Below are 24,396 nucleotides of genomic sequence, written 5' to 3'. Positions count from 1 at the left end.
CGTTCGGGTGCCGCCCGCCGGGGCGGCGGGGGAGGGCAGCGGCGCGGCGCTCTCACCCGGAGGGCCGGGCCGTGAAGCGGCCCGCCTTGCCGAGCACGTCCGCCGCGCGGATGCGCAGCGCCTGCTGGACGGCGAACTCCGCCAGGTAGGCGCGGAAGCCGTCCGCCGGTTCCAGGGCGAGGTTCACCATGCGGCGGTTGGCGGTGACGGCCGGGTCGTGCAGCAGCTCCAGGGCCCGCTCGACGGCCCGGTCGAGGTCCGCCGGGTCGACGACCTGGTCGACGAGCGTGCGGGCCTCCGGGTCGCTCGCGCGCACCCGCCGGCCGCCGAGGATGATCTGCCGGGCCAGCCGGGGGCCGGTCACCGCGGGCAGCCGGAAGTCCGCCGCGCCCGGGACGATCCCCTCCTGCGCGGCCGGCAGGCTCAGGTAGGCGTCGGAGGCCGCGAGCACGTGGTCCACCGCGAGCAGCAGCTGCATGCCGCCGCCGATCGCGAAGCCGTCCACCGCGGCCACCCACGGCATGTCGGTGAACGGGTAGCGCCAGGACGCGTCGTCCGTGCGCAGCCCGAGCAGCAGCTTCCTGAGGTAGCCGAGCTCGCGGCGCAGCAGGAACCCGACGAGGGTGATCTCGCCCGCGTGCAGCCGCTTGAGGTTGATCCCGGCGCTGAACACCCGGCGCCCCGCGTAGCGCGGGTGGGTCATCTCGCCGCCCCGGATCAGCCCGATCTCGCACCCCTCGTCCAGCAGCGCGAGGTCGACCGCGGTCTCCATGTCGTCGACCTGCTGCTCGTCCTCGGCGTTGAGGCGGTCCCCGGCGCACATGGTGATCCGGGCCACCCCCGCGCGCCGCTCCAGCCGGGTGCTGTCCATCCGCACCACCCCGGTGGCCCGGAACTCCCCGAGCAGCTCCAGCGCCCGCCCGGTGGGCCGCAGCATGGAGTCCATCAGGTGGCCGCCGGCGGCCGGGCCGCGCAGCACGCCGCGCAGCAGGACGCCCAGGTCGACCTCGTAGCCGAGGCGCTCGGCCACCGGCAGGGCCCGCTCCGCCCGCAGCTGCGCCGCGGTGGGCACCAGGTTCGGTACGGCGGACGCGGCGCCCTCCACCAGGGCGTCCAGCCGGGGGCGCAGGGTGCGGCCCGCGGTGATCCGGTCGTAGAGCTCCTCGGCGTGGCGGTCCAGGAAGGCGGTGCGCCGCGCGCGGCCGGCGTCCAGCTCCCGCTCGGCGCGCTCGCGCTCCTCGCCGGTGCGCGGCCCGGGCGCGGGGAACGGGGGCAGCAGCCGCGCCGCCCGGTCGAGCCCGTCCGCGGCGCGCTCCCGTACGGCGGCGGGCGCCCGCCCGGTGGCCGCGCTCACGCCGTCACCCCGTCCGGGGCCCGGGTGCGCCGCAGCGCGCGGTCGCAGGCGGCCAGGTGCGGGCCGAGGGCGTCCTCGAAGCTCATCCACTGGGCGTCGAAGGCCAGTTGGCGGCGGATCGCGAGTTCGGGGCCGGACAGGCGGCGCAGCAGCCGGGCGGCGGCCGCCAGGGTGCGCCCGGGGTCCCGGCTCACCTGGTCCACCAGGCAGCGTTCCAGGGCCTCGCGGGCGGTGATCGGTACCCCGAAGAGCACGGTGCGCCGGGCGCGGGCCGGCCCGAGCTGCTGGACCAGCCGGTAGCCGGCCATGCCCGGCCAGACGGCCTGCCCGTGGAAGGACGGCAGCAGCCGCAGGTCCGGGGCCGCCACCCGGACGTCGGCCGCCAGCAGCAGGTCCAGCGCGACGCCGCCGCACTCCCCGCTCGCCGCCGCCAGGGTGGGCAGCCGCAGCCGCTCGAAGCGCCGTACCGCCCGCTCCCACTTCGTGACGGCGGCGGTGTCGCCCGCCTTCGCCACCGCCTCGCCGTCGGGGGCGCCGGACAGGAACAGGGTCGCGGCGTCGGCGCCGGCGCTCTCCGCCTCGTCGCACAGGGCGCCGAGGGCGGCGGTCAGCTCGGCCGAGATCTCCCGGCGGCCGTCCACGTGCAGCACGGGGCCCTCGGGCAGGGCGTTGACGGGCATTGCGGTCTCCCTAGGGTCGGTTCACCACTGGATGAGCGCGGACTCGATCGTCGAACCCGGCCCCATGGTCATCAGCACGCCGTAGTCGCCGTCGCGGACCACGCCCTCCCGCAGGAGCCGGTCGTAGGAGAAGAGGAACGAGCCGCTGGAGACGTTGCCGAAGTCGCGCAGCACGGTGATGGTGTGCCGCAGGTCGTGCCGGGTCAGCCCGAGGTTGACGGCGACCGCGTCGATGACCTTCTTGCCGCCGGAGTGCACCAGCCAGTGCGCGACGTCGTCGCGGCGCAGCGAGGTGCCCGCCAGCAGCCGGTCGACGACCCCCTCCACGTGCGCGCCGACCAGGTAGGGGACCTGCGGGTCCAGGAAGAAGCTGAAGCGGCCCTGGTCGCGGTCCCAGTCGTAGCGCATCGCGTCGATCGCGTCGACGATGGTCACGCTCGCGGTCCGCAGGATCCGGGGCCCCTCCAGCCGGCGGCCGGGCCCCTCCTCCTCGGCCTCCTCGTCCTCGCGGCGCCCGTCGTTCACCGGGTCCGCCACCACCGCCACCGCCGCGGCGCCGTCGCCGAACAGGCTGTTCACCACGGCCGTGCGCATCGTGGCGTCCATCGTGTACGCGGCCGAGCAGGCCTCCGAGCAGACCATCACGGCCAGCCGGCCCGGGTTCGCCGCCGCCCAGTTGCCCACCACCGCCAGCGCGTTGAGCCCGGCGTTGCAGCCCATGCCGACGATGTCGGCCCGCGCGGTGTGCCAGTCCATGCCCAGCTCGCGGATCAGCAGCGCGCTCAGCCCCGGCGTCAGGAAGCCGGTCGAGGTCACGCAGCACAGGTACGCCACCTCCGACAGGTCGGCCCCGATCCGCTTGAGGCACAGCTGCAGCGCGTCCGCCCCCATGCTCACGGCCCACGCCTTGTGCTTGTCCAGCAGGTCGCCCTGGCTCTCCCGGAGCCTGGTGCCGTCCGGCGCCGCCGGCGGCAGCACCAGCGAACGCTGCCGGATGGAGCCCAGCAGGAACACCGAGCGCACCCGGCGGTCGGTGATCCCGAACAGGTCCAGCAGCTCCTCCTGGGAGTAGTGCTCGGGCGGCACGGCGGTGCCCACGCTCACGATGCGCGGGACCGTGGCGGCCGGCGCTCGGTCCAGGGCCGTGGTCATGGTGCGTCACTCTCCGTTCCGGGTACCGGGCACGTCACCACCGTGCGTCCACCACCGCGCGCCCCACCGCCGCGCGTCTCCTCACTGAGCGTCTCCACGAACCGCACCAGCCGCTCGACGCCCTCGACCACCTGCCCGGGCGTCAGGTAGCTGATCGACAGCCGGATGTCCCGCTCGCCCCCGCCGTGCGGATGGAAGAACTCCATCGGCGTCCAGATCACCCCGAATTCCCGGGCCGACCGCTCCAGCGCCGCCGTACCGGTCCGGAAACCGGTGCGCAGCGTGAGGAAGAAACCGCCGTCGGGCCGGTTCCAGCCCACCCCCAGCTCCCGGCGCCGCCGCTCCGGCAGCCACCGCTCCAACTGCGCGAGCGTCGCGGCCATGCTGCGCCGGTAGTGCTCGGCCGCCCGCGCGTTCAGCACCGACAGCCGCCCGTCCGAACCCAGCAGCGCACCCGCCGCGGCCGCCTGGCTGAGCGAGGACGTGTTCACCGTCACCATGCTCTTCACCTTCGCCAGGTCCCGCGCCAGCAGCCGGATCCCGCCGCGCCCGTCGCGCACCTCCTGGTCGGCCACCACGTAGCCGACCCGCGCACCCGGGAACACCGTCTTGGAATAGGTGCCGAGCTGGATCACGCTCCTCGACGTGTCGAGCGCCTTGAGCATCGGGCACCGCGGCCCCGGGCCGCTCAACCGGTAGGGACTGTCCTCCAGGACGAGCAGACCCTGGCGCCCGGCCAGCTCCAGCAGCCCGGTACGCGTCGGAAGGTCCAGCGTCGACCCGGTCGGATTGGCGTGGTCCGGCACCACGTACACGGCCCGCGGCCGGCGGCCCGCCGCCCGCTGCGCCCGCACCGCCGCGTCCAGGTCCGCGACCACCAGCCGCCCGTCACGCTCCGGCACCGCGACCACCGGGATGTCCAGCAGCCGCGCGGCCCCCATGATCCCGACATAACAGGGGGTCACGAGCAGCAGCACGTCCTCGGGCGTCGCGAACAGCGCGCGCAGCACCAGGAACATCGCCTCCTGCGCACCGACCGTCACCACGATCGCCTCGGGCGCGACCTCGAACCCCTCGTCCTGCCGCAGCGAGTAGGCGATCAGCTCCCGGATCTGCCCCGCCGCCGGCCCGTACTGGTAGAAGCCGCTGCGCACTTCGGCCGGCCCCGCGCCCCGGCTCTCCAGGTAGGCCGCGTACCTGCGCAGGTAGGTGTGGACCTCCTCGACCTCGAAGAATCCGTCATAGGGGCGGCCCGGCGCGAAGGACACCGCGTCCGGGTAGCTGGACGTGATCTCGTTGAGGAAGTTCATCCGGTCGAGAACCGGGTCCTCGATGCTCGAGTGCAGCGTGGTCGAATCGAGCACCATGGTGCCCGCCTTTCCGTGGACGAGCCGCCGTGCGGCACCCCGTCGGACGGCGGATGCCAGGGCTCGCGTGAAGGACGCGCGGCAGGGCGACGGTGCGGCAGCGCCCCGTGGGCGGATCGCCGGTACCGTCCTCCCGCGTTCGAACATCGGTCGGTCTCGACGTCGGTCTCATGGCGGCCCCTCGGACGGGCCACGGGCTCCGGCGGCGCCACCGCGGGCGCACCGTCCGAACGGCGGCGGCGCGGTGCCCGCACGCGAAAACCGCCGTCGGGCACCGGGCCGAAGGCGACGCGAGGGGGTACCGAGATCCCAGCACGCCCTGTCGCCGCTTTCGCACCGGCCGCGGTATCCGACGGATATCCGGAGCACAGGGCCCTGTCTGCTGTTTGTCCTCGTTCCAGTACGCGCCCCCGGGCGAGGGGCTGTCAAGCGCTGTGGGTTTCCGCCCCGTCACAGTCTGCTACCGGATTCCCGGTTCCGCCGTCGTGCCCGCGGCCCCGGCGCCGACCGGCCCGCCGCCGCGCCCCCGCGGCGCCGGGCCGCTCCGGGGTGCCGCCGGGGGAGGCGTCGGAGCCCGACGGCCGGGCGGCCCCGGGGCCCGCTCGCCGGTCCGGTCCACCGCCGCCGGCCCTCCCCGACCGGTCGCCGTCCGATCATGGCCCGTCACCTGACGTGGTCTCAACCACTGGGACAAAAGCCCAGGTTGGCGCCGAACCGGACCGGCCGGCTTGACGGAATTCGCCAACCCACCGCCCCGCGCGCACCGGGCATTGACCCGAGCATGACGCCGTGTGAGGGTTCGGGCACCCGAGCGCGGACGGCCCGCACGGCCGTCCCCCGGATACGGCTGCGCGGCGCGCCACCAGCCCCTACCGTCCGCGGTCGAGGACCCCCACATGCGAGGAGCCTCGATGCAACGCAGAGTCACCGCAGGCAGGTTGCTGACCACGGCGACCACCCTGACCGTGCTGGCCGGCATGATCGCCGCCGCCACGGGCCCGGCCACCGCCGCGCCCACCCCCTCCCCGGCGCCGCCGAGCGCCCTGGCCGCCGCCGTCAACGCCGCCGACGCCGTCGCCGCGGCCGGACTGGACGCGCTGGCCAAGGGCCCGGGCGAGACCTACGAGCGCAAGACCGTCACCCCCTGGCTCGGCGGCCTCTACTCCGTCTCCTACGAGCGCAGCTACCACGGCCTGCCCGTGGTCGGCGGCGACGCGGTCGTCCTCGCCGACGCCCAGGGCAAGGTCCGCGCCCTGCAGTCCGCCGCCACCGGCCCCGTCGGCGGCTCGACCACCCCGCAGGTCAGCGCCGAGCACGCCGAGAAGACCGCCCGCACCAAGCTGGCCGCCGTCGACTCCGTCGAGTCCCGCCGCCTGGTCGTGCGCGTCAAGGACGGCACCGGCCGCCTGGCCTGGGAGACCGTCCTCACCGGCCACAAGGGCAGCGCCCCCAGCCGCCTGCACGTCTTCGTGGACGCCACCACCGGCGAGGTCGTCGACAGCTACGACGACGTGCGCGCCGGCACCATCAACAGCGAGTGGAACGGCCCCGCGCCCGTCACCATCAGCACCACCAACTCCGGCGGCTCCTACTCGCTGCGCGACCCGAACCGGCCCGGCCTGTCGTGTTCCGACTACAGCACCGGCCAGGTCTTCTCCAAGTCCAGCGACTCCTGGGGCACCGGCAGCGCCTCCAGCAAGGAGACCGGCTGCGGCGACGCGATGTTCGCGGCCCAGAAGGAATGGGACATGCTCCGCGACTGGCTCGGTCGCAACGGGCACAACGGCAACGGCGGCAGCTGGCCGGTCAAGGTCGGCCTCAACGACGTCAACGCCTACTGGGACGGCAGCACGATATCCATCGGCCACAGCCAGGCCAACAAGTGGATCGCCTCCATCGACGTCGTCGGCCACGAGTTCGGCCACGGCATCGACCAGTACACCCCCGGCGGCGCCAACAACGAGTCCGGCCTGGGCGAGGCCACCGGCGACATCATGGGCGCGCTGACCGAGTCGTACGCCAACGAGCCCGCCCCGTACGACTCCCCGGACTACACCGTCGGCGAGATGATCAACCTGGTCGGCAACGGCCCGATCCGCAACATGTACAACCCCTCCCTGGTGAGCAACAACCCCAACTGCTACTCCTCCTCCATCCCGCAGACCGAGGAGCACGCGGCGGCCGGCCCGCTCAACCACTGGTTCTACCTGCTGGCCGAGGGCTCCAACCCCGGCGGCGGCAAGCCCACCAGCCCCACCTGCAACAACTCCTCCGTCACCGGCATCGGCATCAAGGACGCCGGCCGGGTCTTCTACGGCGGCATGCTGCTCAAGACCAGCGGCATGACCTACAAGCGCTACCGCACCGCCACCCTGACCGCCGCCAAGAGCCTCGACCCGACCTGCACCTTCTTCAACCGGGCCAAGGCTGCCTGGGACGCCGTCAGCGTCCCCGCCCAGAGCGGCGACCCCACCTGCTCCAACAACGGCAGCAACGACTTCTCGCTCTCCCTCGGCCCGGCCTCCGGCTCCGCCCAGCCCGGCGCCTCCACCACCTCCACGGTGAGCACCGCCGTCACCTCCGGCACCGCCCAGACCGTGAGCCTCACCGCCTCCGGCCTCCCGGCGGGCGTCACCGCGAGCTTCAACCCCTCGTCGGTGCAGGCCGGTTCCTCCTCCACCCTGACCCTGTCCGCCGCCTCCAGCGCCGCGACCGGGACCTACCAGATCACCGTCACCGGCACCGCCGGCGCCACCACCCACACCGCCCAGTACAGCCTCACCGTCGGCGGCGGGGGCAACCCCAACCCCGGCGGCACCTGGACCGCCGGCACCACCTACCAGGCGGGCGACGTCGTGACCTACAACGGCGCCTCCTACCGCTGCCTCCAGGGCCACACCGCCATGGTCGGCTGGGAGCCGCCGAACGTCCCGGCGCTGTGGCAGGCCGTGTGACCCGCACGCGCTGACACCCCGTGAAGCCGCTGCGCCGCGGCCCGTCGAGGGGGACGGGCCGCGGCGCAGCCGTACGCGCGAAACGCCCCGGGGGCGGCCCGTTGTCCGGGCCGCCCCCGGGGCGTCGGTGCCGTGCGCGCGGCACGGCGGGCCGGTCAGGCGCCGCGGTCGAAGAGCTTGACGCGCAGCGGCTCCCGGGCCGGTACGTCGACCGGGTCCTGCGGGGAGAGGGTGAGGACGAACCCGCCGATCGCGATGACGGCCATGATGGCGACGGCGAGCGGGACGACGAACTGGGAGGCGGGCAGGCCGGCGGGCAGGAGCCGGTCGTCCAGCCGGACGGAGACGGAGGCCATCCCGGTGTAGTGCATGGCGGTGACCGCGACCCCGGCGATCAGGGAGGCGACCAGCGAGGCGGCGAAGCCGGTGATGTTGAGGGTCATCCACAGCGCCGCGGTGGCGGCGGCCACGGCGATGGCGATGGAGACGGCCACCAGGACGGGGTCGTAGGAGACCACGCCCTGGACCTGCATGGCGGCCATGCCGAGGTAGTGCATGGCCGCGACGCCGCAGCCGGTGACGGTGCCGCCGATCAGCAGGGAGGCGAGCGTCCTGCGGCGGTAGCCGACGTACAGGACGCCGGCGCCGACGACGACGATGGCCAGCAGGAGGCTGCCGAGGGTCTCGGGGACGCGGTAGACGACGGACGAGCCGGTGACGGCGAAGCCCATCATCGCCATGAAGTGCATGGTCCAGATGCCGCAGCCGAGTTCGACCGCGGACAGCAGCAGCCACCCCAGGCGGCGGGCCGGCGGCAGGGTCAGGGCCCGTACGGTGCAGCGCAGTCCGAGCGCCGCGCCGGTGCAGGCGATGAGGTAGGACAGGACCGGGTTGATCCAGCCGTAGTGGAACCCGTCGATGTGGGCGGTGTGGGGATGCATGGTCACCTGGAGTGCGTTCGTGCGGGGGGACGGGCGGAACGCGCTTCTGCCCGGGCCGGTGCGGCGACTGCGGGGTCTGCCGGTCCGGCCGGGGATCAGGATCCGATTCCTGAAGGATCGTATAGCGACGAACAGTTTCCGCGAAATCGACAACCGGGTGAACCGATGAGGATCGGTCAGGTGAATCCGCCGGCGTCCGGCATTTTCCGGCACCCCCGCCGGTCACGTGGGGATCTGCGAAATCCCGTGCCGTATAACGGAATTGACGTGTACCCGGGCCCCGGCCAAGGGCGGCGCGAGGCGGCGGAATCCATGATCGACATTACGTCGAGTAATGCGGTTTTCGCAGCGGGTGCATCCTTTTCCCTTTCGGAAAACCCCTTGGATAATCCCGCCCGTCCGGCGGGGGAGCCCCCCCGCCGAACGGCAGGGAATACCGCGGAATGCCGCGGAATTCAGCGGCTGCCCGGGATGCCGCCCGGGACGCCGCCCGGCCGACCGCGGCGGGCGGCGAAGACCCAGCGGTTGGCCGCCAGGGCGTCGTCCGGCTCCGGCGCCGGACCGCGGCCGTGCAGGGCGGTGAAGTCGTACGGGCTGCGCACGGCCACCGTCCAGCCCAGGCGGGTGAGTTCCGCGGCGGAGTCGGGGCGGGGGCCGGCGTCGAAGAGGGCGCGCAGGTCGATGCCGAGCCGCTCCCGGGCCGCGACGTACGCGGGGGCCGTGCGCACCGCCGGCGGTTCGGCGGCCACGTCCTTGAGCTCGTACGCCAGGGTGCTGCCGGGCGCGCTGAGCCGGTGCACGGTGGCCATCAGCCGCCGCTCGGCCTCGGCGGGGAGGTAGAGCAGCAGCCCCTCGGCGAGCCACGCGGTCGGCTCCGCCGGGTCGAAGCCGCCCTCCAGCAGCGGCCCGGCCCAGTCGCCGCGGAGGTCGGCGGCCAGCGGGCGGCGCTCGGTGGCGGGGGCCGCGCCCGCCGCGTCGAGGACCGCCCGTTTGAAGGCCAGCACCTGCTCGGTGTCGATCTCGTGGAGGACGCGGCCGGGCGGCCAGTCGAGCCGGTACGCCCGGGAGTCCAGGCCCGCGCCCAGGATGACGACCTGGCGCGTGCCGGCCCGCGCCGCGGCCAGCAGGTGGTCGTCCAGGACGCGGGTGCGCAGCCCGAAGTAGCGCCCGAGGCGCCCCCACAGCGGGTCGGCCTCCGCGTCGGGGACCTGGTCGGGGTGGAGGGGCCAGTGCGCCGAGGCGGGGGAGGCGCGCACGAAGTGCTCGGCGAGCGGGTCGCGGGCCAGGGCGTCGGGGCGGTGGGTCTCGATGGCGCGGGCGGCCGCCACCAGCAGGGCGGTACGGCCCACTCCGGAGGCGACGCCGTGCGCCGCGGCCGCGGCCGTCCCGTCCTCCGGTCCGGTCAGGGCGTGCACGGGTCCTCCTCGTGCACGGGCGCCGTCCACGCCGCGGGGTCGTCGCCGGTGGTGGTGCGGGCGCCGTACAGGACGCGCATGAACCGCAGGACCTCGTCGTGGGGCAGGTGCAGGGAGGTGGTGCAGTCCGTCAGGACGGTGATGTGGAAGCCCTTCTGGAAGGCGGTGCGGGCGGTGGAGTCCACGCAGACGTCGGTGTAGAGGCCGGCGAAGACGAGGTGCCCGGTGCCGCCGGCGCGCAGGTGCTCCTCCAGGCCGTCGCCGAGGAAGGCGTCGAAGCAGGCCCGTTTGGTGAAGACCCGCTCGCCCGGGGCCGGGGCCACCCCGTGGAACCGGGCTCCCCAGGTGCCCTCCAGGCACTTCGGCCGCTTGCCCAGCCGCCGGTCCCGCGCGCGCCAGGCCGCGCCCTGGTGGGCGGTGTCGCCGAGGAAGCGGACGAACACCACCTCCACGCCCGCGCGCCGGGCCAGGTCCACCGCCCGGACGCTGTTGGCGACCACGGCGTCCAGGACGGCGCCGTCGCCGCCGAACCGGGCCCTGGCCACCGGCCCGGTGCAGAAGTCGTTCTGCAGGTCCACCACCACCAGGGCCGTTCCCGTCCGGGCGCTCACGGCCCGCCCACCGGGGCGGTGGATCCGGTGGACGCGCCGGGCAGGTCGAGGACGTCGACCAGCGCGTCGACCACCGCGGTGGTGGAGTGCCGGCCGCCGAGGTCCGGGGTGTGCACGCCCTTGTCGTCCAGGACGGCCAGGGCGGTCTCGACCGCCCCGACGGCGCCGGGCACCGCGGCGTGCCGCTCGGCGACGAGGGCCGCGGCGCGCAGGGTGGCCACCGGGTTGACCAGGTCGCGCCCGGCCAGGTCGTCGGCGGAGCCGTGCACGGTCTGGTACTCCACCAGTCCGGCCGCGCCGGGGCCGAGGTACACGTTCTCCGTGCAGCGGCTCTCCTGCCGCTGGGCGCCGAAGCGGTCCAGCAGGACCACGTGCATGATGTCGGCCCACTCGTTCCCGGCGATCAGCAGGGTGCGGTCCGGCAGGCCGTGGGTGATGAGGTTGCGGTTCACGGTGTCGGGCTGGAACACCTCGATCCGTATGCCCAGCCGCTCGGCGATGTCGGCGACCCAGGCGTCGAACGCGCCGTCCAGGAGATGGAACTTGTAGGCCATGACGATGCGGTCGATCCGCCCGTCGGGCCATTCGCGCCGGGCCCGCTCCAGGGCGTGGCGGACGACGGCCTCGGTGGTCTCCCGGCTGAAGGCCATGGTGCGGACGACCTCTCCCGGGGTGTGCCGGTTCTCCCCGGTGTAGAAGCCCTGGGCCTGGTCGCGGACCAGGAGCAGTGACGTTTCTCCTTCCCGTAACAGGTCGACCTTGACGGCGCGCAGGCGGTGGCGCACCAGGTACAGGGACTGGGCGTTGATCGCGGTGCGGAAGACGGCCGTGGTGCCGGCGTCGGCGAGGTCTCGGCAGAACCGCTCGTAGTGCTCCGCGTCCTGCCCGGTCAGGTCCTGGATCCCGGCGGGGCCGGCCAGCGGGCGCAGCGAGACGTAGGAGTGGTAGAGGCGCGGGGAGCGGACGATCCGCACGCCCGTGGGGCGGGCGGCGGTGAGCACCCGCAGGACGCGTTCGAAGACGGCGGCGAGCTCGGGGCCGGTGCCCCGGCCCACCGCCAGCCCGATCGCGGGCTGCCCGGCGCCGGGCACCGGCGCCGGGCCGGTGCCCTGGTGGGCGGCCGGGGTCACCGGGCCGTCCCGGGGACCAGGCGGTCGCCGGGGATGCCGGCCTTCTCGGGGCGGTAGTAGTCGCGGATGCCCTCCGCCCAGACGGCGACCGGGACGCGGTCGCCGTCCACCGGGCCGAACGCGTCGAACAGGGCCGTGGTGTTCCGGTGGTCGAACCCGATCGCGGTCATCAGGGCGAGGAAGTCGGGGCGGGTGACCAGGCCGTCGCCGTCCGGGTCGCCGAGCTCGGAGAGCGCCCGGGCGAACTCGTCGATGGTGGCGTCGAAGCGCTCCGGGTCGAGCACGACGGCGGTGAACTCCTCGGGGCTGATCCGTCCGTCGCCGTCGGCGTCCAGCTCGGTCACCAGCGTGCGCCAGTAGCGCTGCAGGGCGTCGAGCAGCCGGTCCCTGGCCTCCTCGTCGGCCTGGGGGAGCACCGCGACGACACGGCTGCCCATCAGGTCGAAGTCGGCCGGTTCGATGGCGCCGTTCCCGTCGGCGTCGAACAGTGAGAACACGAGCCCGACACGGTCGGTGGCTGCGGTGGTGGGCATGGCGGTACACCTCGGTCTTCCGGACGAAGGGCGCCGGGCCCGTGCCTCGGCGACCGCTCCACTATCCGGTCCCGGACCGGCCGTCGGCGTGCGAAGTGCGGCCGGACCACCCGATCGTGGGCAATGCGCCCGCGCGCGCATGACGGGCCGGTCGGTTGGACAGATAGTCAGGCTGGCTCGTGCGACGGCCCGCAGCCGCCGCCGGGGTGCCGTCCGACCCCTCGCGCGTGGCGAGGGGCCGGACGGCGGGGCCTACGGCGTTGCCGCCCGGCCCGTGGGGCCCGGCGAGCGGCCGCCCGGCGGGGCGGAGCGGACGGAGTCGAAGGCCTGCCGCGCCTGGCGCACCGTCGGGTCGGAGGCCTGGCGCAGGCAGGCCGTCACCTCGACCACCGCGGCGGGGCCGTCGCGGTCGATGGCGCGCAGGCCGGTCAGTTCGCGGTCGCCGCCGAGCGCCGCGCACTCCTTGTCGAGGGCCGTGTCGCCCAGCCCGGACGGGTCCGGGCCGAGCTTCTCGGCCAGCCCCTGGTCGTCCACCAGCCGGAACGCGAGGACGGCGCCGTCCACGGCCAGCCGCCCGGCGAGCGGGCAGCGGGCCGCGACCGTCGCGCACGACGGGGACGCCCCCAGCGGCTGGGTGCCGAGGTAGCCGAACCGCTCCCGGGGGTCGGCGCTCGACGCGGCCAGGGCGTGCCAGTTCACCGGCGGGTCGAGGACCATCTCGGGCAGCCGGGGGAAGAAGACCGTCGCCCCGCTCCCGGCGGACGGTTCCCCCGGCACTGTCGGGGCGGGCGAGACCGACGGGGCCGGCGCCGCCGCCGGGGGCGACAGGACCGGGGCGGACACGGAGCCCGCGGGCCCCGTCGCGGCCCCCCGCACCGGTGCCGGCGCGAGCGCGGGCGCGGCGGCCAGCACGGCGGCGGTGAGTCCGGCGGTGAGGCCCGCGGCGAGCCCGGCCGCCCGCCGGCGGCGCCTGGACCGCTCGACCCGGGCGAGGACGCGCTCCATCCGGTCCTCCGGCGAACCGAGGGCGGGGACGGCCCGGTGGAGCAGGATCCGCAGCTCCTCCTCGTCGTCGGGCCCGCCGTCGCCCGGACCGTACGGGTCGAGCAGGTCAGTGCCGTTCACGGGGTCCCCCGTCCAGCAGGAGTTCCCGGGCCGGCAGCCGGCCGCGCAGGCCGGCCAGCGCCCGGTGCGTCTGGCTCTTGACGGTGCCCGTGCTGCAGCGCAGCACCTCGGCGGTCTCCTCGACGCTGAGGTCCTCGAAGAAGCGCAGCACCACCACGGCCCGCTGACGCGGCGGCAGCGACCGCACCGCCTCGGCGACCACCCGGCCGAGCACCACCCCGTCGTACGGGTCCGGGCCCGGCGGCGGCTCCGGCAGTTCGCCGTGCGGCAGCTCCCCGGTCCAGCGGCGCCGCCACCAGGAGACGTGGCAGTTCACCAGGACCTTCCGCAGGTACGCCTCGGGCCGGTCGGGGGCGATGCGCGTCCATTTGGGCCAGACCTTGGCGAGCGCCGTCTGCAGCAGGTCCTCGGCCTGGTGCGGGTCGCCGGTCAGCAGCCAGGCGGTGCGCAGGAGCTTGGGCCCGCAGGCGGCGACGAACTCCTCGAAGTCCGGCGGTGTCGCGTTCGTCATCCTGCCGTCGTCCCCGCCATGGTGTCCGTGCCGTTCCCGTCTGCCGTGGCGGCCGCCCGGGCCGCGTGTTCGTTCTTGCTCTCACGGCAGCTCGACGCGTCGGGGGGCGGTTCGGGTTGCCTGCGGGCGCGGACCCGCGAGCCGGTCCGGGAGTCGGCCCGGTGCCCCGGGCGGTGCGGGGACCTGGACAGCGGCGCGGCGCTCGTCCACGCTTCACCTCCATGACTCTCCCCCCGCACTCTCCCGGTGCCGCGCGCACCGCGCTCTTCGAAGAGGTCACCGCGGTCGGCGACGAGGCCGTCGCCCTGCTCGCCGGCTGCCGCGGCGACACCCGGATCCCCGGCGCCGAGTGGACGGTCGCCGAGGCGGCCGCCCACCTGGCGATGGCCAACGAGCTGATGGCCGCGCTGGCCGCCGGCGAGGAACGGCCGTACGGGGACGGCACCCCGGGCTCGCTGGCCGCGGCGAACGCGGCCTCGCTGGCCGAGCGGCCCGAACGGGACCCGGACGTGCTCGCCGAGGAGATCGCCCGGCGGGCACGGGAGTTCACCTTGGCGGCCGCCCCGCGCGCGGGCACCGAGCCGGTGTCGACCCCGCTCGGCCGGATGGACCTGGACACCCTCGGCGCCTACCTGCTGACCCACATGCTGGGCCACCTCTACGACATCGCCGTCGCCCTCGGCCGCCCGCACCCGATCGACCGGCGCCGGGTCGGGCTGGCGATGCCGTTCGTGCGCACGGTCATGCCGCGGGTGACGGACGCCCGGGCCGCGGCCGGCCACAGCGCCTGCTACCGGCTGCGCGGCCGGGGCCTGGACGGGTTCGCGGTGACCTTCACGGACGGCGCCGCCGCGGTGAGCCAGGACCCGCCCCGCCGCCCGGACTGCACGATCCTCGTCGAACCGGTGGCGTTCCTGCTCATCGCGCTGGGCCGGCGCAGCGCCCCCGGCGCCCTGCTGCGCGGCGAGGTGCTCGCCTGGGGCCGCCGCCCCTGGCTGGCCCCGTCCTTCCCCGGGCTGTTCGCCGCCCCCTGACCCCTGACCCCTGACCCCTGACCCCGCCGGGCGGCCCGCCCGGGCCGGGGCCGGGGCCGGGCCGGGTTACGCCGGACCGGGGGCGCGGGCCGCCGCGCCCCCCTCGGCGTCGCGGCACGCCCCGCAGGTGTTCCAGCGCGGCCGGCCGGGCCCGGGGGAGCGGTGCGGGGCGAGGGTCATCTCGGAGGTGCGCAGGCCGCACAGGGTGAGCGGCCCGCAGACGCCCGAGGCCTCCGCGGGGGCGGCGTGCGCCATCCGTACCGGGTTCTCGGGGTCCGCCGGCACGCGGCCGGGGCCGAGGATCCGCACGTTGGTCGGCGTATCGGGTTCGAGCACGATGACGGTGTCCACCTCCACAACCTCGCCGCAACACCGCCCCCCTGCACCCGCACAGCGGCATCCGGCCCAGCCCCGGCGCCCCCGGACGTCAGGGGCGGCCCCCGCCCCGGCGGGTCCGGGGCGTCACAGCCGGTCGTAGACGGCGGACAGCCGCTGCAGCACCTCGGTGGCCCGGTCGAGGGCGTCGTCGTCGTAGTCGCCCAGGTCGCCGTGCAGGGCGTCGGCCAGCGCCCGCTGGCGCTGGTCGTGCAGGGCCCGGCCGGTGTCGGTGAGGGCGACCAGGACGGAGCGCTTGTCCTCGGGCTGGCGGGTGCGGGTGACGTAGCCGGCCGCGACCAGGCCGTTGACCAGCTGGGTGGTGGCGGCGCCGGTGGTCTCGGTACCGGCGGCGAGCCCGCCGATGCTGAGGGGGCCCTGCTCGGCCAGGGTGCGCAGGGCCCGGGCGTGGGTGAGGGAGAGCGCGCCGGGGGTGCGGGTGGCGCGTCCGCGCAGCCGGGCGTCGGCGGCGCTGAGGCGGTAGGCGGCGCGGGCCAGGCGGTCGAGCGCCCGGGCGCGGTCGTCGGTGGGTGGCGGCTCGGCCATTGGTCGGTCCTCTTCGTCGGGTTGACAGCAGCCTAGCCTCGGGACTTAATGGCTAAGTACTTATTCATTAAGTGCTTAGCCAATCGGATCCCGCCGGGGGACCCGCAACCGGATCCCCCCGTCGGACCCCGTAGAGGAGACCGTCATGACCGTCCGTTCCGCCGGCCAGAGCTGGGCCCTGGACATCGCCCTCGCCCAGGGCGGCTTCGACGCGCTGCACCCCGAGGCCGTCGGCACCATGGAGCAGCTGGGCCACGACCACACCGACTTCGCCAAGGTCTTCGCCCTCGTCAGGAGCGGCGCGATGCTGCCCAAGGCGTGGGCGACGGTGGCCGGCCAGGCCGAGGAGCGCGCCGCCCACCACGAGCGCGGCGGCTTCGCGCAGACCGCCGCCGACCTCTACCTGAGGGCGGCCGTGATGTGGGGCCGGGCGCAGTACTCGCTCTTCGACGCCGCCGACCCGCGCAAGGCGGCCATGCGCGAGCACGCCAACCACTGCGTGGAGCGCCTGGGCGCGCTGCGCGAGGGCCGGGTGCGGCGGGTGGAGCTGGACTTCGAGGGCTCGCGGATCTTCGCCCTGCTGCACCTGCCGGCCGGGCCGGTCCGCAACGCGCCGGCCGTCATCCTCGGCCCCGGGATGGACATGATCAAGGAGGACTACATCTGGGCGGCCGAGCGCTACTACACCTCGCGCGGGATGGTCGCGCTGTCCATCGAGGGGCCGGGCCAGGGCGAGAGCCGCGCCGGCGGGCTGACCGTCGACCTCGGCAACTACGAGCGGGCGATCGGCCGCTACCTCGACCACCTGGCCGCGCTCCCGGAGGTCGACGCCGACCGGATCGGCATGTTCGGCATCTCGATGAGCGGCTACTGGGGCTCCCGGGCCGCCGCCGCCGACGGCCGCCTGGCCGCGCTCGCCGCCTTCGAGGCCGTCACCGGGGACTTCGCGACGATCTTCGAGCGCGCCCAGCCGACCTTCAAGAACAACTACATGTACATGGCCGGGTACACCGACGAGGAGGCCTTCGACCACGACCTCGCCCACCGCATGCCGCTCGGCGACCTGGTGGCCGACATCGCCTGCCCGGTGCTCCACGGCATCGGCGAGTTCGACGAGCTCACCGACCTCGCCCAGGCCCTGGAGAGCTTCGAGCGCATCCGGGCGCCGAAGGAGCTGCGGGTCTACGAGGACGAGTTCCACCCGCTCGGGGGAGTGGCGGCCGAGGTCTTCCGGTTCGGGGCGGAGTGGCTGGAGCGGGCCCTGGCCGGCGAGTTCACCGACCCCGGACGGGACGTGCGCCACTACGTCCACCGCGACGGCCGCACCACCGACGGCAGCGCCGACCCGGCATGGTGGCTCGGCACCGCCCCCGCCCCGCTCACCGCGCTGCGCCGCGGCTGACCCGCGCGGACGGACGGCCACGCCCCGGGGCACCTCCACGCCCCGGGGCGTTCCCCCGAGCCCGGCGGCGGCACCGCGCGCCTCGCTATACACACCATGTATACATGGTGTGTATAGTCCTTGATCATGTCACTCGGACAGATGCTCCTCGGCTTCCTGGAAGCCCAGCCCCGCCACGGCTACGACATCAAACGCCTCTACGACGAGCACTTCGGCCGCGACCGCGCCCTGCACTACGGACAGGTGTACGCCACCCTCTCCCGCCTGCTGAAGAACGGCCTCGTCGTCGTCGAGGGCGTGGAAGCCGGCGGCGGCCCGGACCGCAAGCGCTACGCCATCACCGACGCCGGCGTCACCGACCTCGCCGACTGGCTCGCCCACCCCGAGGACCCGCAGCCCTACCTGCAGAGCACCCTCTACCAGAAGGTCGTGCTCGCCATCCTCACCGGCCGCTCCGCCGCCGACGTCCTCGACACCCAACGCGCCGAACACCTGCGGACCATGCGCGAACTGACCCGCCGCAAACTCGCCGGCGACCTCGCCGACGAACTGATCTGCGACCACGCCCTGTTCCACCTCGAAGCCGACCTGCGCTGGCTCGAACTCACCGCCGCCCGCCTCGACGACCTCACCGCCCGCCTGACGGAGACCCCGCGTTGACCACCGCCGAACCCCTCCTCCACGCCCAGGACCTGCACAAGTCCTTCGGCCCCACCCCGGCCCTCGCCGGCGCCTCGCTCACCGTCGCCGCCGGCGAACTCGTCGCCGTCATGGGCCCCTCCGGCTCCGGCAAGTCCACCCTCCTGCACTGCCTCGCCGGCATCACCCGCCCCGACCAGGGCACCATCACCTACCAGGGCCGCTCCCTCACCACCAGCACCGACAGCGAACTCAGCGCCCTGCGCCGCACCCACTTCGGCTTCCTCTTCCAGTTCGGCCAACTCGTCCCCGAACTCTCCTGCCTGGAGAACGTCGCCCTCCCGCTGCGCCTGAACGGCACCCGCCGCAAAGCCGCCGAAGCCCGCGCCGCCGAATGGCTGGAACGCCTGGAAGTCGCCGACACCGCCGCCAAACGCCCCGGCGAGATCTCCGGCGGCCAGGGCCAACGCGTCGGCGCCGCCCGCGCCCTGATCACCGGCCCCCGAGCCGTCTTCGCCGACGAACCCACCGGCGCCCTCGACTCCCTCAACGGCGAACGCGTCATGAAACTGCTCACCCGCGCCGCCCGCGAGAGCGGCGCCGCCGTCGTCCTCGTCACCCACGACGTACGGGTCGCCGCCTACGCCGACCGCGAGATCGTCGTCCGCGACGGCCGCACCCGCGACCTGGCCACCACCCGGTGAGCGCCACCGACCCCCGGGTCCGCCGACCGCACCTGGACCAACTCGCCCTCGGCGCCCGGCTCGCCGTCACCAGCGGACGGGACGGCTGGGGACGCCTGCTGCTCACCGCCTGCGGCGTCGGCCTCGGCGTGGCCCTCCTGCTCTTCACCGCCTCCTTCCCCGGCCTCGTCCACCATCGCGACCAGCGCCTCTACACCCAGAACGACACCTTCCGGGACGAGGACCTGCCCACCCCCGGCGACCGCACCGTCCTCGTCGCCCCCGCCGACACCGCCTTCCACGGCACCCCCGTCCGCGGCCGCGTCGTCCAACCCGAAGGCCCGAACGCCGCACTCCCGCCCGGCCTCGCCGCCTACCCGGCCCCCGGCACGATGGCCGTCTCCCCGGCCCTCGCCGACCTCCTCAAGGACCCCGCCAACCACCTGCTGCGCGAACGCCTGCCCTACCCCGTGACCGGCACCATCGGCCCCGCCGGACTGCTCGGACCCGGCCAGGCCGACTACGTCCTCGGCGGCGACCACCTCTCGGTCGACACCGGCGCCGTCCGGATCACCGCGTTCGGCCACTTCTCACCGCCCAAAGACATGGACCCCAAGCTGGTCCTGCTCAACGCCGTCGGCCTGACCGTGATGCTCGCCCCGGTCGGCGTCTTCCTCGCCGCCGCCGCCCGCTTCGGCGGCGAACGCCGCGACCGCCGGCTCGCCGCACTGCGCCTGGGCGGCGCCGACCGCCGGATGACCGCCCGGATCGCCGCGGGGGAGTCCCTGGTGGGAACGGTGCTGGGCCTGGCCGCGGGAACGGCGCTCTTCCTCCTCGGCCGGCAGCTCATCGGACGCGTCCGCCTCGCCGGATTCAGCTTCTACCCCGAGGACGTTGCACCCCAGCCCGCCATCGCCGCCGCGATCGCCGTCGTCGTCCCGCTCATGGCCGTCGGCGTCACCCTGCTCGCCATGCGCCGGGCCGCCCTCGACCCGCTCGGCACCGTCCGCCGCTCCGACCCCGGCCGGCGCCGCATCGGATGGCGCCTCATGCTGCCACTGGCCGGCCTGTCCCTGACGGTCTTCGCCCTCACCCTCTCCGACCCGGCCCAGGGCACCCGCGGCTCGCTCCTCGTCGCCTTCGGCGTGCTGCTCACCCTGACCGGCGTCTGCACCCTCCTGCCCTGGCTCGTCGAAGCCGTCACCCGACGGGCCGGCGGCGGCGCCCTGTCCTGGCAACTCGCCACCCGCCGCCTGCAGACGGGCTCCGGACCGGCCGCCACCGCCGTCAGCGGCGTCGTCGTCGCCATCGCCGGCGCCATCGCCCTGCAGACGCTCTTCCTCGGCATCAGCACCCAGTACGAGCAGTACGCCCGGCCCCAGCCCACCACCGGCCCCTACCGGCAATCGGTGACCTTCCCCGGCGGCGGCCCCACCGCCGACGCCCTCGCCGACCGCCTCGCCCGCAGCCCCGGGATCCAGGCCACCGCCGCCTACACCGAGTTCGCCCTGGAGAGCGCCACGGCCAAGTCCTGGGAACTGCCCTCGGTCCGCATCGCCTCCTGCGCCGTCCTGCGCGGATTCGCCACCCTGCCCCACTGCGAGGACGGCGACGCCTTCGCCCTCCAGGGTCCGACCGCCCGCCCCGGCACCGACCCCGTCCCGCCCGGAACGACCGTCCACGCCGCCTACTACCGCGGCACCGGCGAACCGGCCCCCTTCCCCCTGCCCGCCCCGACCGCCACCGTCACCCCCGTCCAGGACGCCGACCCCAACGGCCGCATCGGAGCCGGCCTGCTCCTGCTCACCCCCGCCGCCGTCCCCGCCGACGCCCTGCGCGGACAGCCGGCCACCGTCCTGGTCTCACTCGCCGACGCCCTCCCGGACCCGAACGAACACCTCACCACCGCCGTCATGGCGATCGACCCCCAGGCCCGCACCGAATTCCCGCTCGACCCCGCCCCCGACGCCACCTACCTCGCCGTCAAACGCCTGCTGACCGCCGGATCGGCGATCACCCTCCTGCTGGTCGCCCTCAGCCTGCTGGTCGGCCAACTGGAACGCCTGCGCGAACAGCGCCGCGTCCTCGGCGTCCTGAACGCCGTCGGCACCCCCCGACGCGTCCTGGCCCTGTCCGTCCTGTGGCAGACCCTCCTCCCGATGGCCCTCGGCCTGGCCCTGGCCACCGCCGCCGGCCTCCTGACCGGAACGGTCCTCCAGTACTCCTCCGGCGTCCCCCTGAACACCGACTGGGCCTCCCTGCTCGCCATGACCGCCACCGCCGCGGGCGCCGTCCTCCTCACCACCGCCCTCGGCCTGCCCCAACTCCTGCGCCTGATGCGCCCGGACGCCCTGCGCCACGAATAACCCCGCCCCCCGCCCGGACGGCGCCGCCCGGGTGGGGGACGGTCAGCCGGCCCGGGCGACGGCCCCCGGGCCGGTCGACCGTCACCGGCGCGGTCAGCCGCCGGCGGCCGATCCGTTCGGGACCGGCCGCCAGGGGGAGAGGTCGACGGCACCCTGGACGTACCCGGCCTTGTTCCAACTGCCGTTCGCGTGGCGGACGGTGTGGAAGAGCGTGCCGCTGCTGGTGCAGGTCTCGAACACCAGGTGCAGCTCGTTGTCCACGTTGGCGCCGTCGGCGCCGCACACGTAGAAGGGCTGGTCGAGGACCTGCTGGCCGATGGGCCCCCAGCCGCCCCAGTTGCCGTCGGAGGTGCGGATCGTGTGGTAGACGGCGATCTGGCTGTTGTTCACCACGGCGACCTGAAGCTGTCCGTTGATGCCCGCCGCGACCACGTCGTGCGGCGCACCCCACGGGGAGGGGGTCCCGGCCGCGCCCATGATGTTGCCCCAGCCGTCCCAGGTGCCGTTCGCGTGCCGGATGGTGTGGAGCACGCTTCCGTCGTTCGACACGGTGGCCACGATGTGGAGTTCACCGTTCACCTCGGCCGTCGCGAGGCTGGAGAACCGGTCCGAGGCGAGTCCCGGAGGGGCACTGATCGCCCCCCAGGGCTGCCAGTTCCCGTCCGGGCCCTCCACGGTGTGGACGAGCCGGCCCGAGGGGTCGATCGCCGCCAGCTGGACCTGGCCGTTCACCACCGCCGCGCCGGCCCTGCCGGTCTGGAAGTACTGACTGGAGAGGGGCAGTTCCGCCAGGCCCTTCATCGGAGTCGGCGCGGGCCAGCTGCCGTCGGGCTGCTGCGTCGACTGGACGAACTGCGTGCTCATCGGACCGGAGTACCGGAGGCCGAGCAGCCGCAGCCGTCCGGAGTCGACGACGGTCGTCCAGTACCGGAAGCTGTAGAACTGCGGGACCTCCCTGGCGGCGTCCCAGGTCCCGTCCGGCGCCCGACGGGTCTGGACGACCTTCCCCGGATCGGCGCGCAGCATCAGGTTCAGCCCGGCGGTCGGCGCCTCAGCCGTGACGGCCCGGGGCGCGGCCCCGGCCGGCGCGGCCGTCATCACGGCGGCGAGCGCCACCGCCGAAGCCAGCATCGAGGCGACGCGCCCCCGGTGCCGATGCTTGGTCTTCCACATGTCGTGTTCCCCCCTGCGCACATGGGCCCGATCGGGCCGGGTGCTGTCCTATCAGAGCCTGAAGGTCGATGGAAAGCGAAAAAAGCCACCCGCCGACTGCCGGAGACGCGGGACGCCCTCCCGCGGACGTCCTGAGCACGGATACTCAACTCCGCGCCCGCCGCACACCCCTGGCCGCGCCCGGCCGGCGTCTACCCCGTGCCGTCGTCCGTCGCGGGACGCTCACTCCCGCCGGCCGGCCGCCGGCCGACCGCTGCCCCCGGCTGCCCGGGTTCGGCGTTCAGCGCAGGACGGCGAGTTCGGCCACCACGGCCCGGTGGTCGCTGCGCGGCAGGGCGTGCTCGGAGACGTCGACGGCGGTGAGTGCGGGCCCGTGCAGGACGTGGTCGATCTGGATCACGGCCGGGACGCGGTAGTCGGGGTGGTCCTGGGGCCAGGTGGGGAAGAGGCCCGCGCCGAGCTCCTCGTGGGTGTCGGTCAGGCCGGTGCCGATCAGGTCGCGCATCGGCTTGTGGTCGAGGGTGGCGTTGAAGTCGCCCAGCAGGACCGCGTTGTGGTTGCGTCCGGGCGCGGCGGCGCGCAGGCCGTGCAGGTCCTCGGCCCAGCGGCGGGCGTCGCCGAGCGGGTAGTAGGTGTGGACGGCGACGAGCTGCACCGGGCGGCCGCCGACGTCGACGGTCAGGTTGGTGGTCGGCCAGGCCGGGTCGGCGGCGGAGCCGACGGGCAGCCGGGTGTAGAGCGCGGTGTCGGTGCCGGCCGGCCGCTCCCGGTGGGGCAGCAGGGTGCGGATGCCGGCCGCGTCCAGGGCGTCGGCGGCGGAGTCGCTCTGCTCCTCGACCGCGAGCACGTCGATCCGCTGCTCGCGCACCAGGTCGACCAGGGACTTCGGCGAGACCTGCCCCATGAAGTTGTTGCTGGTCGCCACCCGCAGCCGGGGCGCGTCGGCGGGCGCGTGGGCCCCGTCCGGGACGAACCGGGGCACCAGCCACCACAGTTGCAGCACCACCAGCGCGGCCGCGACCCCGGTCAGCCACCGGGCGCGCAGCACCGCCACCACCGCCAGCAGCAGCACGCTGAGCAGCGCCGCGTACGGCAGCCCGGCCATCGGCAGGGCCAGCACCGTGCCGTCGTCCCACCCGAGCAGCCGCACCACCGCGAGCCCGGCCGGGCCCAGCAGCAGCACCCCGCACCCGACCAGCGCGGCGAGCCGCCAACGGCTCCGGCCGGCGGGCGACGCGCTCTTCGACGTACGGTCCGTCACGGTGCTCCTTCCAGGGCGGCGGCCGGCAGCCATGATCACCGGCCGCCGTCGAGAAGGACGGACGCCCGCGCCCGGGGCCCGGTTCCGCACCACCGGCCGAAGCCGGGCCCCGCGCCGATCTGTACGGCATCATCGGATCCGAACTTTCGTAGCAGGCCTCGCGGCACAGCCCTCCAGAAGGAAGACGGTGCAGATCAACGGATGTGAGCATGCTTCCGTCGCCATCTCCGGGGAGGAACGCTCCGACACGTGCCGGCGCCCGCATGGATGCCCCGGCTGTGTCACCGCCCGGACAGGTGTGCAGTGGGATAGCCGATGCTGCACGTGTCTGTGGGAAAGCGTCCGGGTGACGCGGCACCACATCTCTCACCAGCTCAGAATGCAAAGCGGATCGGTGATCATGCCTGTTCAAGTAACTGACTGCTCCTTCGGCTACCGCAAGGGCTCCCGGGTCCTGGACTCCTTCAGCCTCCGCCTGGGAGAAGGGTGCAGCGTGCTGCTCGGCCCGAACGGCGCCGGCAAGTCGACCCTGCTGGGCCTGATCGCCTCCGCTCTCAGGCCCGAGACCGGTCGCATCACCCTTGACGGGTTGGACACGAGCAGTTCCAAGGACCTCAAGGCCTACCGCCGGAAGGTCGGCTGGCTCCCTCAGCACGTGCGGCCGGTGCCCGGCCTGCGAGTGCGGGAACAGGCGGCCTACGCGGGCTGGCTCAAGGGCATGTCGCGGAGCGAGGCCTGGGAGCGGTCCCGGCAGGCCATCGAGAAGGTCGGGCTCACCTCGCTCGCGGACCGGCGCAGCGGGGAACTCTCCGGTGGACAGTTACGACGGTTGGGGATCGCCCAGACCCTGGTACACGACGCCCAGGTCGTGCTCCTGGACGAGCCCACGGCGGGACTCGACCCGGTCCAGCGCGGAGTCTTCCGGGAACTGATCGGCGAGCTGCGCCACCTCACGAGTTTCGTCGTCTCCACTCATCAGACCGAGGACCTGGCCGAGACCTACGACTCGGTCGTCGTCCTCGACCAGGGAAAGGTGCGTCATCAAGGGCCCATCGATTCCTTCCTGACGCTCGCGCCGCACGGTGTCCCCGCGGAACGCCGTGCCGAGACCGCCTATGCCGGCATCGTCACCGGGGAGGTCTGA

22 protein-coding genes are annotated in these 24,396 nt (G+C 74.5%); 7 read left to right on the top strand and 15 right to left on the bottom strand.

Annotated features, from left to right (window positions below; genetic code table 11):
* Positions 1–52: 52 nt before the first annotated feature.
* The 4 genes from dpgC to ACWDD9_RS21125 are packed head-to-tail and all read right to left on the bottom strand — an operon-like array spanning position 53 to position 4,553.
* Positions 53–1,354, bottom strand: coding sequence for a (3,5-dihydroxyphenyl)acetyl-CoA 1,2-dioxygenase DpgC (gene dpgC / locus ACWDD9_RS21140; protein WP_449812309.1), 1,302 nt, complete (start codon positions 1,352–1,354; stop codon positions 53–55).
* Complete coding sequence (gene dpgB / locus ACWDD9_RS21135) at positions 1,351–2,034, bottom strand: enoyl-CoA-hydratase DpgB (RefSeq protein ID WP_049659703.1); 684 nt, start codon at positions 2,032–2,034, stop codon at positions 1,351–1,353. The genes dpgC and dpgB overlap by 4 nt, the downstream gene beginning before the upstream one ends.
* Positions 2,035–2,055: 21 nt before the next feature.
* Complete coding sequence (gene dpgA / locus ACWDD9_RS21130) at positions 2,056–3,186, bottom strand: 3,5-dihydroxyphenylacetyl-CoA synthase DpgA (RefSeq protein WP_049659701.1); 1,131 nt, start codon at positions 3,184–3,186, stop codon at positions 2,056–2,058.
* On the bottom strand, positions 3,183–4,553 hold the full coding sequence (locus ACWDD9_RS21125) for an aminotransferase-like domain-containing protein (RefSeq protein ID WP_117484930.1): 1,371 nt from the start codon (positions 4,551–4,553) through the stop codon (positions 3,183–3,185). Before ACWDD9_RS21125 ends, dpgA begins: the two co-directional genes overlap by 4 nt.
* Before the next feature lie 941 nt (positions 4,554–5,494).
* On the opposite strand from ACWDD9_RS21125, the gene ACWDD9_RS21120 reads away from it, so the two are divergent.
* A complete protein-coding gene (locus ACWDD9_RS21120; RefSeq protein ID WP_449812375.1) occupies positions 5,495–7,507 on the top strand; it encodes a M4 family metallopeptidase in 2,013 nt (670 codons plus the stop codon).
* Positions 7,508–7,662: 155 nt separating this feature from the next.
* On the opposite strand, the gene ACWDD9_RS21115 is transcribed toward ACWDD9_RS21120, so the two are convergent.
* The 7 genes from ACWDD9_RS21115 to ACWDD9_RS21085 form a co-directional block, all read right to left on the bottom strand.
* Complete coding sequence (locus tag ACWDD9_RS21115) at positions 7,663–8,448, bottom strand: MHYT domain-containing protein (RefSeq protein WP_049659004.1); 786 nt, start codon at positions 8,446–8,448, stop codon at positions 7,663–7,665.
* Between the two features lie 455 nt (positions 8,449–8,903).
* The gene (locus ACWDD9_RS21110; RefSeq protein ID WP_449812374.1) at positions 8,904–9,854 is read right to left on the bottom strand and encodes an SAM-dependent methyltransferase; all 951 of its coding nucleotides are present in this window, start codon (positions 9,852–9,854) and stop codon (positions 8,904–8,906) included.
* Positions 9,851–10,474: a cysteine hydrolase family protein gene (locus ACWDD9_RS21105; protein ID WP_449812308.1), complete on the bottom strand. Its 624-nt coding sequence runs from the start codon at positions 10,472–10,474 to the stop codon at positions 9,851–9,853. The genes ACWDD9_RS21110 and ACWDD9_RS21105 overlap by 4 nt, the downstream gene beginning before the upstream one ends.
* On the bottom strand, positions 10,471–11,604 hold the full coding sequence (locus tag ACWDD9_RS21100) for an isocitrate/isopropylmalate family dehydrogenase (protein ID WP_449812307.1): 1,134 nt from the start codon (positions 11,602–11,604) through the stop codon (positions 10,471–10,473). The genes ACWDD9_RS21105 and ACWDD9_RS21100 overlap by 4 nt, the downstream gene beginning before the upstream one ends.
* On the bottom strand, positions 11,601–12,137 hold the full coding sequence (locus ACWDD9_RS21095) for an EF-hand domain-containing protein (RefSeq protein ID WP_449812306.1): 537 nt from the start codon (positions 12,135–12,137) through the stop codon (positions 11,601–11,603). Before ACWDD9_RS21095 ends, ACWDD9_RS21100 begins: the two co-directional genes overlap by 4 nt.
* A gap of 252 nt (positions 12,138–12,389) precedes the next feature.
* The gene (locus ACWDD9_RS21090) at positions 12,390–13,262 is read right to left on the bottom strand and encodes a hypothetical protein (RefSeq protein WP_449812305.1); all 873 of its coding nucleotides are present in this window, start codon (positions 13,260–13,262) and stop codon (positions 12,390–12,392) included.
* Positions 13,249–13,773, bottom strand: coding sequence for a SigE family RNA polymerase sigma factor (locus tag ACWDD9_RS21085; protein WP_449812304.1), 525 nt, complete (start codon positions 13,771–13,773; stop codon positions 13,249–13,251). The genes ACWDD9_RS21090 and ACWDD9_RS21085 overlap by 14 nt, the downstream gene beginning before the upstream one ends.
* Before the next feature lie 221 nt (positions 13,774–13,994).
* On the opposite strand from ACWDD9_RS21085, the gene ACWDD9_RS21080 reads away from it, so the two are divergent.
* Complete coding sequence (locus tag ACWDD9_RS21080) at positions 13,995–14,807, top strand: maleylpyruvate isomerase family mycothiol-dependent enzyme (protein WP_449812303.1); 813 nt, start codon at positions 13,995–13,997, stop codon at positions 14,805–14,807.
* Between the two features lie 66 nt (positions 14,808–14,873).
* On the opposite strand, the gene ACWDD9_RS21075 is transcribed toward ACWDD9_RS21080, so the two are convergent.
* Both ACWDD9_RS21075 and ACWDD9_RS21070 read right to left on the bottom strand, forming a co-directional pair.
* Entirely contained in the window at positions 14,874–15,158 is a 285-nt protein-coding gene (locus ACWDD9_RS21075) for a hypothetical protein (protein WP_117484918.1), read from the bottom strand.
* Positions 15,159–15,269: 111 nt separating this feature from the next.
* Positions 15,270–15,728, bottom strand: a complete 459-nt coding sequence (locus tag ACWDD9_RS21070; protein ID WP_049654428.1) for a MarR family winged helix-turn-helix transcriptional regulator — start codon at positions 15,726–15,728, stop codon at positions 15,270–15,272.
* Positions 15,729–15,873: 145 nt separating this feature from the next.
* On the opposite strand from ACWDD9_RS21070, the gene ACWDD9_RS21065 reads away from it, so the two are divergent.
* The 4 genes from ACWDD9_RS21065 (at position 15,874) to ACWDD9_RS21050 (ending at position 20,818) form a co-directional block, all read left to right on the top strand.
* Positions 15,874–17,130: an alpha/beta hydrolase gene (locus tag ACWDD9_RS21065; protein WP_449812302.1), complete on the top strand. Its 1,257-nt coding sequence runs from the start codon at positions 15,874–15,876 to the stop codon at positions 17,128–17,130.
* A 126-nt stretch (positions 17,131–17,256) separates the two neighbouring features.
* The gene (locus ACWDD9_RS21060) at positions 17,257–17,790 is read left to right on the top strand and encodes a PadR family transcriptional regulator (protein ID WP_074005410.1); all 534 of its coding nucleotides are present in this window, start codon (positions 17,257–17,259) and stop codon (positions 17,788–17,790) included.
* Positions 17,787–18,473: an ABC transporter ATP-binding protein gene (locus tag ACWDD9_RS21055; RefSeq protein WP_049654433.1), complete on the top strand. Its 687-nt coding sequence runs from the start codon at positions 17,787–17,789 to the stop codon at positions 18,471–18,473. The genes ACWDD9_RS21060 and ACWDD9_RS21055 overlap by 4 nt, the downstream gene beginning before the upstream one ends.
* Positions 18,470–20,818 (top strand): FtsX-like permease family protein, encoded by a 2,349-nt coding sequence (locus ACWDD9_RS21050; protein WP_449812301.1) that lies wholly within the window; start codon positions 18,470–18,472, stop codon positions 20,816–20,818. Before ACWDD9_RS21055 ends, ACWDD9_RS21050 begins: the two co-directional genes overlap by 4 nt.
* Before the next feature lie 93 nt (positions 20,819–20,911).
* Here ACWDD9_RS21050 and ACWDD9_RS21045 read toward each other — a convergent pair whose 3' ends face one another.
* A complete protein-coding gene (locus ACWDD9_RS21045) occupies positions 20,912–21,991 on the bottom strand; it encodes a hypothetical protein (RefSeq protein WP_449812300.1) in 1,080 nt (359 codons plus the stop codon).
* Between the two features lie 280 nt (positions 21,992–22,271).
* A complete protein-coding gene (locus ACWDD9_RS21040) occupies positions 22,272–23,252 on the bottom strand; it encodes an endonuclease/exonuclease/phosphatase family protein (protein WP_380739712.1) in 981 nt (326 codons plus the stop codon).
* A 400-nt stretch (positions 23,253–23,652) separates the two neighbouring features.
* On the opposite strand from ACWDD9_RS21040, the gene ACWDD9_RS21035 reads away from it, so the two are divergent.
* Positions 23,653–24,396: an ATP-binding cassette domain-containing protein gene (locus tag ACWDD9_RS21035; protein WP_387975220.1), complete on the top strand. Its 744-nt coding sequence runs from the start codon at positions 23,653–23,655 to the stop codon at positions 24,394–24,396.

The organism is Kitasatospora sp. NPDC001119 (assembly GCF_053598475.1).
This window is presented reverse-complemented; position numbering and strand designations above follow the sequence as displayed.

Bases quoted from the DNA above. Each gene is read 5' to 3' on its own strand.
- dpgB (WP_049659703.1), bottom strand. From the start codon at position 2,034: ATGCCCGTCAACGCCCTGCCCGAGGGCCCCGTGCTGCACGTGGACGGC.
- dpgA (WP_049659701.1), bottom strand. From the start codon at position 3,186: ATGACCACGGCCCTGGACCGAGCGCCGGCCGCCACGGTCCCGCGCATC.
- ACWDD9_RS21125 (WP_117484930.1), bottom strand. From the start codon at position 4,553: ATGGTGCTCGATTCGACCACGCTGCACTCGAGCATCGAGGACCCGGTT.
- ACWDD9_RS21115 (WP_049659004.1), bottom strand. From the start codon at position 8,448: ATGCATCCCCACACCGCCCACATCGACGGGTTCCACTACGGCTGGATC.
- ACWDD9_RS21095 (WP_449812306.1), bottom strand. From the start codon at position 12,137: ATGCCCACCACCGCAGCCACCGACCGTGTCGGGCTCGTGTTCTCACTG.
- ACWDD9_RS21085 (WP_449812304.1), bottom strand. From the start codon at position 13,773: ATGACGAACGCGACACCGCCGGACTTCGAGGAGTTCGTCGCCGCCTGC.
- ACWDD9_RS21080 (WP_449812303.1), top strand. From the start codon at position 13,995: ATGACTCTCCCCCCGCACTCTCCCGGTGCCGCGCGCACCGCGCTCTTC.
- ACWDD9_RS21070 (WP_049654428.1), bottom strand. From the start codon at position 15,728: ATGGCCGAGCCGCCACCCACCGACGACCGCGCCCGGGCGCTCGACCGC.
- ACWDD9_RS21065 (WP_449812302.1), top strand. From the start codon at position 15,874: ATGACCGTCCGTTCCGCCGGCCAGAGCTGGGCCCTGGACATCGCCCTC.
- ACWDD9_RS21060 (WP_074005410.1), top strand. From the start codon at position 17,257: ATGTCACTCGGACAGATGCTCCTCGGCTTCCTGGAAGCCCAGCCCCGC.
- ACWDD9_RS21045 (WP_449812300.1), bottom strand. From the start codon at position 21,991: ATGTGGAAGACCAAGCATCGGCACCGGGGGCGCGTCGCCTCGATGCTG.
- ACWDD9_RS21035 (WP_387975220.1), top strand. From the start codon at position 23,653: ATGCCTGTTCAAGTAACTGACTGCTCCTTCGGCTACCGCAAGGGCTCC.